Origin of the sequence: Parasaccharibacter apium, from assembly GCF_002917995.1 — a bacterium.
Classification (GTDB): domain Bacteria; phylum Pseudomonadota; class Alphaproteobacteria; order Acetobacterales; family Acetobacteraceae; genus Bombella; species Bombella apis.
Genome location: NZ_LMYH01000004.1, coordinates 1 through 15,300, shown reverse-complemented (window position 1 = coordinate 15,300; position 15,300 = coordinate 1). Strand labels below are relative to the sequence as shown.

Sequence of the window (15,300 nt, the reverse complement as noted above, 5' to 3'; positions counted from 1 at the left end):
AGATACTGTGATGATCAGACGTCTTGCCAGCAGGATGCGGGCCTCTCTCGGGCGTCTGACCAGCCCTGATGGCGTGGTGGTGCTGACGGTCGTGGCGCTGGTCCTCACGTTCGTGACATTCATCGTCCTTGCGGGTGGTGTTTCACTGGCCCGGGTACCACGGGCGCAGGCCCTGCTTTTCCTGCTGGATTTCATCACGCTCATGCTCATCGGTGCTGCCGGGGTACGGCAGATCGGCCGGATGCTGGCCGCACGGCGCATGGGGCAGGCCGGGGCCCGGCTGCACAGCCAGCTTGTCATGCTGTTTGGCGTGGTGGCCGTGGCGCCTACACTGATGGTCGGTGCCCTTTCGGCCCTGTTCTTCCATTATGGTGTGGAGATCTGGTTTTCAAACCGGGTCAACACGGCCCTGAGCGAGGCCCGTTCCGTAGCGGCAGGATATCTGCGGGAGCATAATGAGAATACGAGGACAGAGGCCTTTGCCCTGGCCAACACGCTTCTGACAGTCCAGAACGACGAGATGTTCGCCCACGGGACGGACCTGTTCCACGACCAGCCACGCCTTCAGGCCCTGCTGGAAGATGAGGTGACGGAACGGGGACTGAATGATGCGATCATTTTCAATCCGATCACCTACAGGATCATCGCTACGGGGGGGCTCATGGCCATCCGGGCGGGGGACCCGGAAAAGGAGCTGCCGCCCCGGTCTGTGGCGGCCATGGCCAGAACAGGAGAAGTCGTGCTTCTGGACCAGCCAGAGGCGCAGCTGGTGCGGGGGGTTGTCTCGCTGGGGGGCAATTCTGGTCTCATGCTGGTCATTACCCGGCCAGTGGACCCGGACATCCTCCACCATATGACACGGACAGACACGCTGGTGCAGGATTATCAGCGGATGCTCAACAATCGTGGCAAGACCCAGCTGACACTCATCGTGATTCTGGCGCTGATGGGTCTGCTGGTGCTGGCGGTGGGAATGCTCAGCGGCCTGTCCCAGGCCAACAGGATCACTCGGCCCCTCAGCCTTCTGATCCGGGCAGCCCGTCGCATTTCCCGGGGGGATCTGACGGCACGGGTCCCTGTGGAAAGCCGTGGCCTTCGTGAGGATGAGCTGGTGGCCCTCTCCCGTGCCTTCAACCTGATGGCCAGCCAGTTGGCCAGCCAGCGTTCTGAGCTGATGCAGGCTTATGACCAGATTGACGAACGGCGGCGTTTCACGGAGACCGTTCTTGCTGGTGTGTCTGCCGGTGTGATCGGGCTGGACCATGACCAGACTGTCGAACTTCCCAATCGGGCTGCCTCCTCCATTCTTCAGCGGGACCTGGAACAGGCCAAGGGGTGCCCTCTGGTCGATCATGTGCCCGAATTCGCCACTCTGCTTCAGGCTGTGAAAGAGCATCCCGAGAAGGAGCATGGGGCTGAAATCCAGATCGATACTGAAAGTGCCCGGGCGCCGGGTGGGCCAGGAGGCGGGGGTGGTGCCGGAGCCGGACGAACCCTGCTCGTCTCTGCCGTGGCGGAGCAGAACGGGCATGAAGGCCGGGGGGGATATGTTGTCACCTTTGATGACATCACCCTCCTTCAGGTAGCCCAGCGCAAGGCCGCCTGGGCCGATGTGGCCCGTCGCATCGCCCATGAAATCAAGAATCCACTGACCCCCATCCAGTTGGCGGCTGAGAGGCTGAGACGGCGTTTTTACAGGGAGATTACCAGCGATCCGGAAATCTACGATCAGCTCATCAGCACGATCGTGCGGCAGGTAGGGGATATCGGGCGCATGGTGGATGAGTTCTCATCCTTTGCCCGTATGCCCCAGCCAGAGATGGCCGAGCATGACCTTGTCCGCCTGTGTCGTGAGGCGCTGTTCCTCCAGCAGAATGCCCATCCGGAGATAGCGTATCGGCTGGATGTCCCGGCTGGTGGGCCGGTCATGGTGCGGTGTGACCATCGCCTGATTGGTCAATCTCTTATCAACCTGCTACAGAATGCAGCAGATGCCATCCTGATGACAGGGCGGCGCCTGGGGGTGGACCAGCCCGTGCTGGGCTGGATTGTCCTCCGCTTGACGCTTGAGGATGAAGCGGCAATCATTGGTGTGGCTGATAACGGCGTGGGGCTGCCCGCTGGGGAGCATCAGCGTCTGACAGAGCCTTACGTGACCCACAAGGAGAAGGGGACCGGGCTGGGGCTGGCCATTGTTCACCGGGCGATGGAGGCCCATAAGGGGCGGCTGCACCTGCGGTCCCTGACAGAGGAAGAGCGCCGGGTGCTTGCCGGTACCGGAGATGTGGGAACGGCTGGCACCCTGGTGGCACTCATCCTCCCGCTGGTGGGCAGGGGGCTTGCAGCAGAGGGCGTGAGCAAAGCATGAAGGTATCCCATGGAGCATGAAATTCTGATCGTTGATGACGAGCCGGATATCCGCCTCCTGCTTGCCGGGATTCTGGAGGATGATGGCTACGTGACCTGTGGAGCTGCGGAGGCTGATGAGGCCATCCGGGTTTTCCGGGAGAATCGGCCCTCGCTGGTGATACTGGACATCTGGCTCCAGAACTCCCGTCTGGACGGCATGGCCCTGCTGCGTCTGTTCCGGGAGGAGCAGCCGGATGTGCCTGTCATCATGATTTCCGGGCACGGAACGATCGAGACGGCCGTCTCCAGCCTGCATCAGGGGGCTTATGATTTTCTGGAGAAGCCCTTCCAGTCGGACCGTCTTCTGGTCATTGTCCGTCGGGCGCTGGAGGCAGCCCGGCTGCGCAAGGAAAATGCCGAGTTGCGCCTGAGAGCCGGAGAGCAGAGCACGCTCATGGGCAACAGTGCGCTCGTCAATGCGCTGCGGGGGCAGATCAGCCGTGTGGCCCCTACCAACTCCCGTGTTCTTATCACCGGCCCTGCCGGTGCGGGCAAGGAGGTGGTGGCCCGGCTCATCCACGCTGAATCCAAAAGGGCGGAGGGCCCTTTCGTGGTGCTGAACTGTGCTGCTTTGGCCCCGGAGCATCTGGAGGAAGAACTTTTCGGGGTTGAGGGAGCCGGTGACAGGCCGGGCCGTCCGGGCCTGCTGGAGCGTGCCCATCGGGGCACCCTGCTGTTGGATGAAGTGGCCGACATGCCGCTGGAGACACAGGGCAAGATCGTGCGGGCGCTTCAGGTCAATACGTTCGAGCGTCTGGGTGGCAATCACAGCGTGAAGGTGGATGTCCGGGTGCTGGCGACCACCAGCCGGGACCTTCAGGCTGAAATTGTCCGGCGCCGTTTCCGGGAGGACCTGTATTATCGGCTGGCCGTCGTGCCCCTTCAGGTTCCGGCTCTTTCGGAGCGACCAGAAGATATTCCGGTCATGGCGCAGCATTTTCTGGAACGTTGTGCCCGGTCTTCCGGCCTGCCGGTCCGGACACTTGCCGTGGATGCTCTGGCCTGTCTCCAGACTTACGAATGGCCGGGGAATGTGCGTGAGCTGCGGAACCTGATGGAACGGATGCTCATTCTGGCCCCCGGTGGGGATGGTGACACCCCGCACGTCATACGGGCAGACATGCTGCCAGAGGCAGTCCGGGAGGGGGCTCCTTCCATGACCTGCCTGACAGCTGGTGCTGATGTGATGAGCCTGCCTTTGCGGGAGGCTCGGGACCAGTTCGAGACACAGTATCTGCAGGTCCAGCTGATGCGTTTTGGTGGCAATATCAGCCGGACGGCCAATTTTGTCTGCATGGAGCGGAGCGCACTGCACCGCAAACTCAAGCAGCTTGGTGTAACACAGGAAGATCGGTCTGCTGCCCCGTCCGAACGTGACGGGCAGGGTGGGAAATGATGAAGGAATCCATGTCAGAACAGAGAACAGGCGACGTGCAGGAGCAGTTTCTGGCCCATGTGCAGCAGCGGGAAGAACCGGTGACGGTTTTTCTGGTCAATGGTGTCAAGCTTCAGGGGGTCATCACACGGTTTGATGGTCGCAGTGTGCTGCTCCGCCGGGACGGGCATGTGCAGCTCGTCTACAAACATGCGATCAGCACCATCATGCCCGTGGCGGCTCTTTCGGACCTGCCCTGACTGGTGCCTCTCTTCCGGGGGGTGCTTGTGTCTGGCAGGGCTCCCTCCCATATGAGGCGGGCCTGAAGAAGGCCGATACAGGATTTTGAAGACAGGATGTTCCGGATTTGAGACGTCAGCCCAAGGAAACCGCCCGCAAGCCCACCCTCGCCGCCGTCATTCTCCCTGCGGAGAAGCAGGCCTTCGCTGAAGGCCGAGCCGCAGAAGCCCGGCTGGAGGAGGCGGTGGGGCTCGCGGCCTCCATTGGGTTGGAGATCGTCCATACGGCCATTTATCCGCTGCGGACGAAGCGCCCGGCGACCCTCCTCGGTGCGGGGCAGCTGGAGGAGCTGACAGAGATCGTCAAGGCGGAGTCCGTGGGCGTGGTGGTGGTCGATGCCCGTCTTTCGCCCGCCCAGCAGCGCAACCTGGAAAAAGAGATGGGCTGCAAGGTGGTGGACCGGACCGGCCTGATTCTGGATATTTTCGGAGCCAGAGCTGCGACACGGGAGGGTGTGTTGCAGGTGGAGCTGGCGCATCTGGAATATCAGCGGTCCCGTCTTGTCCGGCTCTGGACGCATCTGGAGCGGCAGCGTGGTGGGTTCGGCTTCCTTGGTGGCCCGGGTGAAACGCAGATCGAGGCGGACAGGCGGATGCTGGATGAACGTCTGGTCAAGCTGCGGAAGGAGCTGGAGCAGGTCCGTCGGACCCGTGGTCTGCACCGTCATGCCCGTCGCAAGGTTCCGTTCCCGGTCGTGGCTCTGGTGGGGTATACCAATGCGGGAAAGTCCACCCTGTTCAATCGGATCACCGGGGCGGGTGTCCACGCACAGGACCAGCTCTTCGCCACGTTGGACCCGACCATGCGGAACCTGACCCTGCCTTCAGGCCGTCGGGTCATCCTGTCCGACACGGTGGGATTCATCAGCGACCTGCCGACCGAGCTGATCGCCGCCTTCCGGGCGACGCTGGAAGAGGTGGCGGAGGCGGACATCATCCTGCATGTGCGTGATGTCGCCCATCCGGACAGTGCCTCCCAGCGGGAGGACGTGCTGTCCGTTCTGGGTGACATGACAGCCGACGGGATGCTGGATGAGGCGTGGCCGGAACGGACGATCGAGGTGCTGAACAAGGCCGATCTTCTGGGCGGTACGGAAGCCGTGCCCCGCCGTGAGGGCAGCGTGGCCGTGTCCGCCCTGACGGGGGAAGGGCTGCCGGACCTCATGGAGGCTCTGGATGCCTTCATGACACGGTCCATGAAGCAGTTTTCGGTGCAGGTTCCTGTTACGGATGGTGCCGCATTGGCATGGCTGCATGAGCATGGGGAGGTGATGGAACGGCTGGATGATGAGGAGAGACTGCATCTCCGGGTCCGTCTGTTCCCGGCGGATCAGCAGCGTTTTGTCCGGCAGTTTCCAGCCTTGCCCCTCATGCTGGAACAGGAGGGCTGATCATGAAAAACCCCGGCGAGGTCATCCTGCCGGGGTTTTCCGTATCCGGAGGCCGAGGTCGGGCCTCCTTCAGATGGTGAAAGCCTTTTCGTCGGACTGCTCGGTGAGGATGCCATGCTGGGCATGATCCAGCCCGCAGACGGTCACCTCCTTGCCGTGCTTGCGGAATTTCTCGACAATCTTCTCAAGGGCCTGCACGGCCGTGATGTCCCAGAAGCGCGCGTGGGAAAGGTCCAGCGTCACCCGGTGGGCATGGGTGGTGTAGGTCATGGCCTCGGCCATCAGGTCTGCTGAAGCAAAGAAGATCTGACCCTGTATGTGGTAGGTCAGTATGTCATGTTCTTCCGTGGAGCGGACCTGCACCAGCCGGGCCGTATGCCATGCAAAGAACAGGCCGGAGAGCAGGACGCCCACGAGCACGCCAGCCGCCAGATTGTGGGTCAGCACGACCACGCCGACGGTGACGAGCATCACGAGGCTGGTCAGCTTGGGGTGGTGGAAGAGGTCTTTCAGGCTGCCCCAGGCGAAGGTGCTGACGGACACCATGATCATGATGGCCACGAGGGCGGCGACCGGCACCCGGGCCACCCACGGGTGCAGCACGACCATCAGCAGCAGGAGGAAGGCCCCTGCCGTGAAGGTGGAGAGCCGCCCACGCCCGCCATAGCGCAGGTTGCCGACGGTCTGGCCGATCATGCCGCATCCGGCAATCCCGCCGAACAGGCCGACGAAAATGTTGGAGATTCCCAGCCCGGTACATTCTCTCTGTGGTGTGCCGTGCGTGTCCGTCAGGTCATCCACCACACTGGCAGTCATCAGGGATTCCAGCAGTCCGACAGCCGCCACGGCCAGGGCATACGGAAAGGTGATGGTGAGCGTTTCAGCATTCAGGGGAAGCTGTGGCAGGGTGAACTGCGGCAGGCCTGTCGGCAGGGCCCCGAGGTCCGCAATGGTACGGACCGGCATCGGATGGATGATGGTGATGGCCGTCAGTACGATGATGCAGATGAGCGGTGAGGGAATGGCCTTGGAGAGCCGGGGCAGAAGATAGATGATGACCAGCCCGATGATGATGAGCAGATGGGTCTGCCAGCTCACTCCCAGCATCTGCGGGACCTGTGCGGAAAAGATGAGAATGGCCAGGGCGTTGACGAAGCCGGTACGGACCTCGCTGGAGACGAAGCGCATCAGGGAGTGGAGGCGCAGCAGCCCGAAGATGACCTGCAGGCCCCCGGCCATCAGGGTGGCCAGCAGCATGTACTGGAGGCCATGGGCATGGACGAGCGGTGCCAGCACCAGGGCAACAGACCCGGCGGCCCCGGAGATCATGCCCGGCCTGCCTCCGAAGATGGCGATGGAGACGGAGATGACGAAGGAAGCGAACAGCGAGACGGCCGGTGACACGCCAGCAATGTAGGAAAAGGCGATGACTTCAGGAATGAGGGCGAACGTGCCCACCATGCCTGCCAATATTTCCCTGACGGGTCTTTGGGTCCATTGCTGGATGTAGGAATCACTGGCCATGAATGCGGCTGGTCCTTCTCTCTGTTGAGGCTGTGGGGCAGATACAAGGTTCTGCCATGGTCACCGTACTGGCGGCCCGGTGCGGCCAATTGTGCGGCAACTATAGGCGGCTGCCGGGAGGCTGTGAAGCATTGTGGCCATGTCGTACCGGATATCGGCCCATGATGGCGGGTTTTTCGGCCCGGAGGGGGTACGTCCTAAAAAAATATGACAAAAATGCTTTTGAGGGCTGGACGGCAGAAGCAGGATTTAATAAATGTCAGGTCGCTGTGTGGCGGATGTAGCTCAGTTGGTAGAGCGCCGGTTTGTGGTACCGGTGGTCGCGGGTTCGAATCCCGTCATTCGCCCCAGCATTTCCCCTAAAACGTGATGTCGAGTGACGCAGGCAGGCTCTCCTGAGCCTTTACTGGTCCTGCGTTGTGACACTCAGTACATGCAGCCGGTCGAATTTGGCCGTGTCGCTGCTGTCGCTCGGGATATGGGCCAGTTCCTCCAGAGAGAGCGGCCCGGTCTTGAAGGTGAGGGTCCGCCGTTCGGGTGCCAGCAGGAAATCCAGTACAGGGGCCAGAATGGGTTTCTGGAGGGCCAGAACATTGAAGCGGGGTGTAACGACATACCCCTGTTCGGCCATCATGGAGCCTTTTGGAGACTCCAGTGTGGGTTTGGCGGCCCCCGTTCCATCGGCTGGTTTGTCCGTTTCGGAGGAGGCTTCAGCCTGGTGGGTCAGGATGCCGTAATAGGAGAAGATGTCCAGCCCCTGCACGGTCAGCTCTGTCCCCAGGCATTGCCCAGCCTGGAGGAAGCGTGACACGCTGTCATCGCCCAGATGGAACGGATTGATGTCAGGCAGACTGAAGACCACGGACATCAGGGCGGGGCTGTCCTTGCCAAAAAGGGTACGGAGCTGGAGGGTCTCGTCCCATTCCCCCATCCTTTTCCAGGAGGTGGCAATGATGTGGTAATCCGTCGGCAGAGCCACGGGAGAGGCCAGCAGTGAGGGGGGGGGCGAGAGCCGGGTCGTCAGGCCGGACAGGTCTCCCTCCGTGCGGAGATCATCATTCTCTCCGGCCCGCCGCTCGCCTGCCAGATGGGTGAGGATGAGGGTCCGTCGCAGGTCTGTCCGGCTGAAGAGAAGGGACAGGCCGTTGATTTCCAGTTTGCCAGGCTTTTCCCACAGGGTTGCTGCCGGGTCCTGCCAGAATGTTTCTGCCGGGTTGCCTGCATGCTGGAAGGGGCGCTTCAGCCACTGGATGTAACCTTCTCTTGCTTCCAGATGCTGGAGGGCCAGATTCAGTTCCATGGGAGATTCGGCCCCGGGCGTGGCGTCCGTGTTCCCGGGCAGGAGGATCTGCTGCAATACTGGCGGGAAGAGGCTGTTTTTGCCGCCGGGGAGGGAAACGGAAAGGGACAGGCCGTTCATGAGTGTATGGACACGGAGTCCCTGCCCGTAGCCTTCAACGATCAGGTTGTCAGCCGACAGTGTTTTTATGGTGAACGGGCGTGCAACTGCGGAGCCAGCCGCAATGGGCGGGGCGTTTTCTGATGGTGAGACACGCAGTTTTGTCAGCTGCATCTGTTCAAAGCGCAGGGCTGTCACGTCTTCCGGTTCAAACGACATGATGGCTGCCAGGGAGCGCATGCTGTCCGCTTCGCCATGACCTTCATGCAGCGTTTCTGCCGAGGAGGGGATATGGAGGTGATGGAACGACGCTTCGTCTGCCGTGATGTGGTGTGTCTGGTCGGTATAGCTGGGTGAATCCAGCAGGAGGCTGGCCAGTCTCAGGGTTCCGCTGGAAAGCAGCTTGGGGTAGCCGAAACGGACACGCCGGGCGTGGAAATCTGTCGCCTGATAATGGAACGACACATCATACAGGGTCACCCCGCCAAGCAGGAATGCGGGCCGGACCTCGCTGTAATGAAAGTCCGCCCCGGCAGGCAGGGCAGCCCGGAACCGGTCCAGTGCGTGGGAAAGACGGATTCCGGCCTCGCGGTAGATGCCCAGTCCCCCCAGAATCAGGATGAGGAGGGCCAGACAGAGGGGAAGCCGTAACCGTTGCATGCTGCACTTACCTCACTTGGGCACTCTTGATATGCGAACCGGCACAATACCCTTTGGCAGAGGCATGAGCAAATGGGGATGGAGCTGTCTGCTGCCGGAAGGAGGCAGAAAGAAGGGATTATTTTGCGGTATTTTAATACCACATCATAAAAAATGCCTGTTCTCTGCCGCTTGTGGCGCAATGGTCCAGAATTAAAGGGCTTGACCTTTTTCCCGTCTCCCGCAATAACGCCCACATCCTGAATCTGTTTCCGGCTTTCAGGGTGTCTGGCCTCTTACGGAGCCGGCATCGTCGGGGCAGTCCTTTTCCTGATGCCGCATTGTCCGTGGCATCTCAAACTGGAAATGATACGTCATGAAGACCACACTTTCGCTGAAACCCGCGGAGGTGACGAGAAACTGGATCCTGATCGATGCCGAAGGGCTGGTTCTGGGCCGTCTCGCCACCATCATTGCCAACCGTCTGCGCGGCAAGCACAAGCCGCAGTACACCCCGCATGTTGATTGCGGTGATGCGGTTGTCGTCATCAACGCCGAGAAGATCGCCCTGACAGGCAACAAGGTCGGCCAGAAGCTCTTCCATTACCACACCGGCCATCCGGGTGGCATCAAGGAGCGCACCATCACTCAGCGTCTCGAGGGCAAGAACCCCGGTCAGGTCGTGGAGAAGGCTGTCGAGCGCATGATCACCCGTGGTCCGCTCCAGCGCGCCCAGATGAAGCACCTGTACGTCTATGCCGGCACGGAGCACCCGCATGAGGGTCAGAAGCCCGTCAAGCTGGACGTTGCTTCCCTGAACCGCAAGAATACCCTGAAACGTCAGTAAGGCCTGTCATCATGTCAGAAACTCAAGAGCGCCCCGCCGCCGAGCTTACCGGCACTTTGCAGGACCTGGCCAATGCGGCTCCTGCTGTTGCCAATGCAGCTCCCGTCTATGAAGCCAAGCGTGATGCGCAGGGCCGTTCCTACGCAACGGGCCGCCGTAAGGACGCCGTCGCCCGTGTGTGGATCAAGCCTGGCAAGGGTGAGATCACCGTCAACGGCCGCCCGGTCACGAATTATTTCGCACGCCCCGTGCTGCGCATGCTGATCACCCAGCCCTTCCTGCTGACAGATCGCTACAACCAGTTTGACGTGTATTGCACGGTCACTGGCGGTGGTCTTTCCGGTCAGGCTGGTGCGGTCCGTCACGGTATCTCCCGTGCCCTGACCCACTACGAGCCGGAGCTGCGTGGTGTGCTGAAGATGGCTGGCTTCCTGACGCGTGACAGCCGTGTCGTCGAGCGTAAGAAGTACGGTAAGGCCAAGGCCCGCCGTTCCTTCCAGTTCTCCAAGCGCTGATCTTTCAGCCATACGGAAAACTGGCCTGCGCCGGAAAAACCCTCACCCTGCCGGGTGGGGGTTTTTTTATGGTGCATGTCTGGCATTCATGAAATAAAGTTTCAAAAATATGGTCTTGAAAGACATAGTATTCCATATATTAGTCTCTTGACGGAACAGCACATAAATTCCGAAATGTGACATCTTTGAACCGACCGGGAAGGCAGGAAGCATCATGGCAGAGTTCAGCATTGAACGGACAGAGACCCCTACATCAGCCGAGCAGCGGCAGGCCCTGATGGTGGACCCAAAGTTCGGGCGTGTCTTTACGGACCATATGGCTGTCATCCGTTATACGGATGAAAAGGGCTGGCATGACGCCAGAATTATTCCTCGTCAGCCTTTGCAGATCGACCCGGCATCGACCGTCCTGCATTATGGGCAGGAGATTTTCGAGGGGCTGAAAGCCTATCGTGGCAAGGGGGGGGCTGTTACGCTGTTCCGGCCGGAGGCCAATGCTGCCCGGTTTGCGGCGTCAGCCCGCCGCCTTTCCATGGCCGAGCTGCCGGAGGAGCTCTTCCTCGGGTCCATCAAGGCCCTGCTGAAGGTGGATCATGACTGGGTGCCCACCAATCCGGAGCAGAGCCTCTATCTGCGGCCGTTCATGATCTCCAATGAAGTGTTTCTTGGCGTGAAGCGGGCCAATGAATATCTGTTCGTCGTGCTGGCCAGCCCTGTAGGGGGGTATTTCAGTGGTAATGGCAGCATCCCGGTCTGGGTGTCGGAGCAGTATACACGGGCGGCTCCCGGTGGCACGGGTGAGGCCAAATGTGGGGGCAATTACGCAGCCAGTCTGCTGCCCCAGCAGGAGGCGGCGGACCATGGCTGTAGCCAGGTGCTGTTCCTTGATGCGAAGGAACGTCGTTTCATTGATGAAATGGGCGGCATGAACGTCATGTTCGTCCGCAAGGATGGCAGTGTGGTCACACCACCGCTTGGTGGGACGATTCTGCGAGGCATCACGAGGGACAGCATCCTCAAGCTGGGCCGCAGGATGGGCCTGACCATGGTTGAGGAGCCTCTGGCCATAGATGATGTCTTCAGGGCTGCCGCTGCTGGTGAGATCACGGAGGCCTTTGCCTGCGGCACGGCGGCAGTCATTTCACCGATTGGCGAATTCCGCCGGGATGCTGGCTCCGTGGCGTTTGGTGATGGAAAAACGGCTGGGCCGGTTACCATGAAGCTGCGCAACGCCCTGTGCGCCCTCCAGCGTGGCGAGGAAGCGGACCCGTTCGGCTGGGTTCATACCGTTTCCCTGTGAGGGAAGAGCGCAGGCCGGGTGTTGTCAGTCATCGCCCGGCAGAGCTGTTTTCAGCCGCTGCCTGAGTGTTTCCATGAGGTCCGGGTCCTGTGGGGCTCCGGGCCTTTCCAGCTCCCGCTGCATGGCCTGAAGAATATCTGGCGTGGCGTCCTTTACGGCCATGCGCCAGTAGCGCAGAGCATCTTCCGGCTGCCCCATACCCATCAAGGCGGTAGCATAATTATGCTGCCCCCGGTAATCGCCTCCGTCAGCAGAGCGCTGATACCATTCCAGAGCGGCAAGGGGATTGGCGGGGGTCTCCCATCCCTCCTCAATGAAACGGGCCAGCAGGTTCATGGACTTCGCATGGCCTCGCAGAGCTGCCCGACGGAAGAGAAGGAAGGCGGTTCGCCGGTCTGCCTGCACTCCCAGGCCCCGCATGTGGCAGATGCCGAGATTGTAGATGCCCCACAGGTCATCCAGCTGCGCAGCCCGGCTGTAATGGCGGACAGCTTCTGTCAGATCCAGCGGGCACCCCCAGCCGAACTGTGAACAGCGGCCCAGCATGTTGTGGGCCGGGCCATAACTGGCAGAAGCCGCAATGGTGAACCACTCCCGTGCTTTGTCCACATCCCGGGGGACATACTCGCTGTCCAGCAGGGCTTTCCCCCAGAGAACCTGCTCCAGTACATGGCCGTTCCGTGCCTTCTGGTAGATTTCCGCAAGATTGTCCGGCAGGTCGGGCTCTTGCGGATGGGCGGAAGAACGGCTGAAGAAGCGACGGAATCGGGCGAACACCATGGCGTTCCTTACTTTGCTGGACGGGTGCCAGGCCTTGGGATCAAACTGATAATCTTTTGCAGGAAGATGAAGATAGAGCCGGGCTGCATGGAAAGGCAATGGTACCGCGCAGAAAAGGCACCTCTGGTGCGCGCTGCGGGACTTGAACCCGCACGTTCTGACCGAACTCGAGATTTTAAGTCTCGTGCGTCTACCATTCCGCCAAGCGCGCAGAGGAAGCGGGCGTTTTATATCATGGCCAGCAGATGAGCACCATTCTGTGAAAGCCATTTTTCAGCTTTTTTGCGCCCCGGCTGTCCGCCCGGGGCGTATTGGTCCACAAGCGCCCAGAAGGCCGGCCCATGGTTGAAATGGCGCAGATGGGCGAGCTCATGCACCATCACGTAGGTGTAGATGTCCGGCGGAGCCATGATGAGCCGCCAGCTGAGCATGATGCGCCCTTGCCTTGTGCAGCTGCCCCAGCGGCTTTTGACATCCCGCAGGCTGAATTTTGCTGGTGAGGCCTCCATACGGAGGCTCTGTTGCCGGAAGAGGGGCGGGAACAGGCTTTCGGCACGGCGCTTCAGAAAGGAGAGCAGATGGCGGGCATGTTCTTCGGGAGGGTGGCCCACATGCAGCCCTTTGTCTGTCAGGCGTGTACGGCCATCCAGTATTATGGTGGGGAGGATGGGAATGGCCTGCCCCTCCAGCCATATCTGGCCCTGATCGACTGCCGGAGGAGGGAGGTCTGCCATGGCCTGTGCCAGCCATTGTGACTGGCTCTGGAGGAAGCGCAGCCCCTGTTGGCGGGTGGCTCCAGCAGGGAGGGTGATGACAATGGCCCGTCGGCGGAGGTCCAGACGGAGAATGATCCGCCGGGCCCGGGAGGACATACGCCAGAGAACGGGTGGAAGAAGCACGGGAGTGTCAGCTGTTACCATTCTGACGGAGCGCAACGCAGGGTGGGGCGCCCTCCGGCCAGGTACCGGGCCAGTCGGCGATGTGGTTTTCCAGCAGGCCGGCCCGGCGTTCGCTGATGCAGCGGCCACTGGCCGAGGCGCCGGCCTTCAGCACGGTGTCGTCCGTTCCACTGCGAAGGGGATGCCATTCCGGCAGGTCGAACCCGTCCCGCAGGAGGCGATAGGCGCAGCTCGGGGGCAGCCAGTCGATGTCGTCCAGCAGGGCCGGGGTCAGGGAGATGCAGTCCGGAATTTTTTTCTGGCGTCGCTCATAGTCGGTGCAGCGGCATGTCTGGGTATCAAGGAGACGGCAGGAAACGTCCGTCCAGATGATCTCATCGGTGTCTTCGTCCCGCAGCTTGTTCAGGCAACAGCGGCCACAGCCGTCACAGAGAGATTCCCATTGGCTGGCTGTCATGTCCTGAAGGGAAGTGGTTCGCCAGAAGGGAAGGTGATCTGTCATCGTGTGGTCTGTTCTGTCGTCAGGGGCCTGGAAAGAGGAGTGTGGGTGAGCCATGCGTTAAAGCGCTCACTCAGCAGCAGTTCATGTGTTGCCCAGAAACCGTCGCTGATTTCAAGTGATTCGGCAGGAATGGGGGAAGGAGGATAGGGCAGGTGTGGTGGGTTCTTCAGCAGGAGGGTGCGGATTTCGTTGGCCTGCTCAGTGGGCAGTGTCGCCGGAATTGCCCACATGGCGGGACTGTACAGAACGTTGCCCATCTCTGCCTGATAAGGTCGCACCAGTGTGTTTCTTGCCTTGGGAGAGAGAATGATGGCGCCGGGGGTGATTCCCATCAGCACGGCCTGTTTCTGGAGGATATGGTAGGCCTCGGAGGGAGAGCGCCACCAGATTATATAGGGCCGCAGCTGGTTGAGCTTGTGGAAGGCCCGGTCGATCCCTGCCGGGGTGGAGAGCTGGGCGTAGACCTGGTTGGGGGGGACGCCATCAGCCAGCAGGGCAATCTCCAGCGTCATGCGGGGGCCCCGGAAGAAGGCTCGCTGTCCGGGATAGCGGGCAACATCCCACAATGTTGGCCAATGTGGTGGGGTGGTGATGCGGGATGTATCCCAGAAGAGGACATTGCGGAAAAAACCGGCCGGCCGACCACAACGGCCCAGGGCATGGAGGGGCTGCAACCAGGCTCGTGCACAGGCGATGGCCGATTCCGTGCTGTTCAGCATGATGGCCTGTACGGTCTGTGGATAGGCAAGGGCCTGCTGTTCTATTTCGTCCAGTCCACGTCCTTCACGGCTCAGGAAAGCAAGATTCATGGAGGTGGAATCACGCAGTATCGGGCCGATGAGATCATGCTCTGGAATGGCCCAGTAATAGGTCCTGTCCTGTGGGGCAGGGTCGGTCTGTGTGCTGGCCGCATCCGCCATGGCGGAGACAGGGGCTGCGCCAGCCATGGCTGTGAGGGCCAGACAGAGTGCAGGCAAACGCCCGATGGATGGATGAATTTTGTCCAGGAACTGCCTGACAGGACAAACCGCCCGCATGATGGAACGGAACAGACGGTGCCCCGTGTGGGGCAGTGAGGGGTGTTTCTGGCAGCTCCGGGGGCGGACTGTTTTCATGACGTAGCGGCACCGTACGGACTTGAGGTGGCGGTGGGATTCAATGGACAGGATAAATGCATGGAAGTGGTTGAGATGAAAGGATATTACATGATGATTCTTGAAACTTCGTTACAGAGGGGAGAAGAAAAAAGAATCAGAACATCTTTATGCCTTTTTTTCTTGATAGAATAGGGAAATATTTTCCATTCAACCTTTAATGAGGGGTGGGTAGCGCCGCTTCGTGAGGTGCTTTGGCTTTTTCCCGTGCAGTGCTATAGGTGAGGGAATGGTCGGCGGAGGGGTGTGTTCTGTCCTCCCTCTGGC

At 60.7% G+C, this 15,300-nt stretch carries 13 protein-coding genes and 2 tRNA genes; 8 read left to right on the top strand and 7 right to left on the bottom strand.

Features of this window, described 5'->3' with window-relative positions:
- The first annotated feature begins 10 nt into the window (after positions 1–10).
- From ASO19_RS02130 to hflX, 4 genes are all read left to right on the top strand, one after another.
- Complete coding sequence (locus tag ASO19_RS02130; RefSeq protein ID WP_081562827.1) at positions 11–2,368, top strand: sensor histidine kinase NtrY-like; 2,358 nt, start codon at positions 11–13, stop codon at positions 2,366–2,368.
- 9 nt (positions 2,369–2,377) lie between these two features.
- A complete protein-coding gene (gene ntrX / locus ASO19_RS02125; protein ID WP_043558015.1) occupies positions 2,378–3,805 on the top strand; it encodes a nitrogen assimilation response regulator NtrX in 1,428 nt (475 codons plus the stop codon).
- Between the two features lie 11 nt (positions 3,806–3,816).
- Positions 3,817–4,044: an RNA chaperone Hfq gene (gene hfq, locus ASO19_RS02120; protein WP_081563414.1), complete on the top strand. Its 228-nt coding sequence runs from the start codon at positions 3,817–3,819 to the stop codon at positions 4,042–4,044.
- Between the two features lie 107 nt (positions 4,045–4,151).
- Positions 4,152–5,474, top strand: a complete 1,323-nt coding sequence (gene hflX, locus ASO19_RS02115) for a GTPase HflX (protein ID WP_081562826.1) — start codon at positions 4,152–4,154, stop codon at positions 5,472–5,474.
- Positions 5,475–5,543: 69 nt separating this feature from the next.
- Here hflX and ASO19_RS02110 read toward each other — a convergent pair whose 3' ends face one another.
- A complete protein-coding gene (locus tag ASO19_RS02110) occupies positions 5,544–6,998 on the bottom strand; it encodes a SulP family inorganic anion transporter (RefSeq protein WP_043558022.1) in 1,455 nt (484 codons plus the stop codon).
- Between the two features lie 274 nt (positions 6,999–7,272).
- On the opposite strand from ASO19_RS02110, the gene ASO19_RS02105 reads away from it, so the two are divergent.
- A tRNA-His gene (locus tag ASO19_RS02105) sits at positions 7,273–7,348 on the top strand.
- A gap of 53 nt (positions 7,349–7,401) precedes the next feature.
- Here the strand turns inward: ASO19_RS02105 and ASO19_RS02100 are convergent.
- Positions 7,402–9,057 (bottom strand): hypothetical protein, encoded by a 1,656-nt coding sequence (locus ASO19_RS02100; RefSeq protein WP_103765293.1) that lies wholly within the window; start codon positions 9,055–9,057, stop codon positions 7,402–7,404.
- A 355-nt stretch (positions 9,058–9,412) separates the two neighbouring features.
- Here ASO19_RS02100 and rplM point away from each other — a divergent pair, with 355 nt between their 5' ends.
- The 3 genes from rplM (at position 9,413) to ASO19_RS02085 (ending at position 11,698) form a co-directional block, all read left to right on the top strand.
- A complete protein-coding gene (gene rplM, locus ASO19_RS02095) occupies positions 9,413–9,883 on the top strand; it encodes a 50S ribosomal protein L13 (RefSeq protein ID WP_043558027.1) in 471 nt (156 codons plus the stop codon).
- 11 nt (positions 9,884–9,894) lie between these two features.
- Positions 9,895–10,398 carry a 30S ribosomal protein S9 gene (gene rpsI, locus ASO19_RS02090; RefSeq protein ID WP_043558030.1) on the top strand — a complete coding sequence of 168 codons (504 nt, stop codon included), beginning with the start codon at positions 9,895–9,897 and terminating at the stop codon, positions 10,396–10,398.
- A 214-nt stretch (positions 10,399–10,612) separates the two neighbouring features.
- Positions 10,613–11,698 (top strand): branched-chain amino acid aminotransferase, encoded by a 1,086-nt coding sequence (locus ASO19_RS02085; protein WP_043558032.1) that lies wholly within the window; start codon positions 10,613–10,615, stop codon positions 11,696–11,698.
- A gap of 24 nt (positions 11,699–11,722) precedes the next feature.
- On the opposite strand, the gene ASO19_RS02080 is transcribed toward ASO19_RS02085, so the two are convergent.
- The 5 genes from ASO19_RS02080 to ASO19_RS02060 all read right to left on the bottom strand — a co-directional run bounded on the left by ASO19_RS02080 (position 11,723) and on the right by ASO19_RS02060 (position 14,994).
- A complete protein-coding gene (locus ASO19_RS02080) occupies positions 11,723–12,478 on the bottom strand; it encodes a tetratricopeptide repeat protein (RefSeq protein ID WP_154981130.1) in 756 nt (251 codons plus the stop codon).
- 124 nt (positions 12,479–12,602) lie between these two features.
- A tRNA-Leu gene (locus ASO19_RS02075) sits at positions 12,603–12,689 on the bottom strand.
- A gap of 16 nt (positions 12,690–12,705) precedes the next feature.
- A complete protein-coding gene (locus tag ASO19_RS02070; protein WP_166651578.1) occupies positions 12,706–13,377 on the bottom strand; it encodes a M48 family metallopeptidase in 672 nt (223 codons plus the stop codon).
- Between the two features lie 7 nt (positions 13,378–13,384).
- Positions 13,385–13,879: a YcgN family cysteine cluster protein gene (locus tag ASO19_RS02065; RefSeq protein ID WP_043558037.1), complete on the bottom strand. Its 495-nt coding sequence runs from the start codon at positions 13,877–13,879 to the stop codon at positions 13,385–13,387.
- The gene (locus ASO19_RS02060) at positions 13,876–14,994 is read right to left on the bottom strand and encodes an extracellular solute-binding protein (protein WP_227449690.1); all 1,119 of its coding nucleotides are present in this window, start codon (positions 14,992–14,994) and stop codon (positions 13,876–13,878) included. Before ASO19_RS02060 ends, ASO19_RS02065 begins: the two co-directional genes overlap by 4 nt.
- Positions 14,995–15,300: the final 306 nt, after the last annotated feature.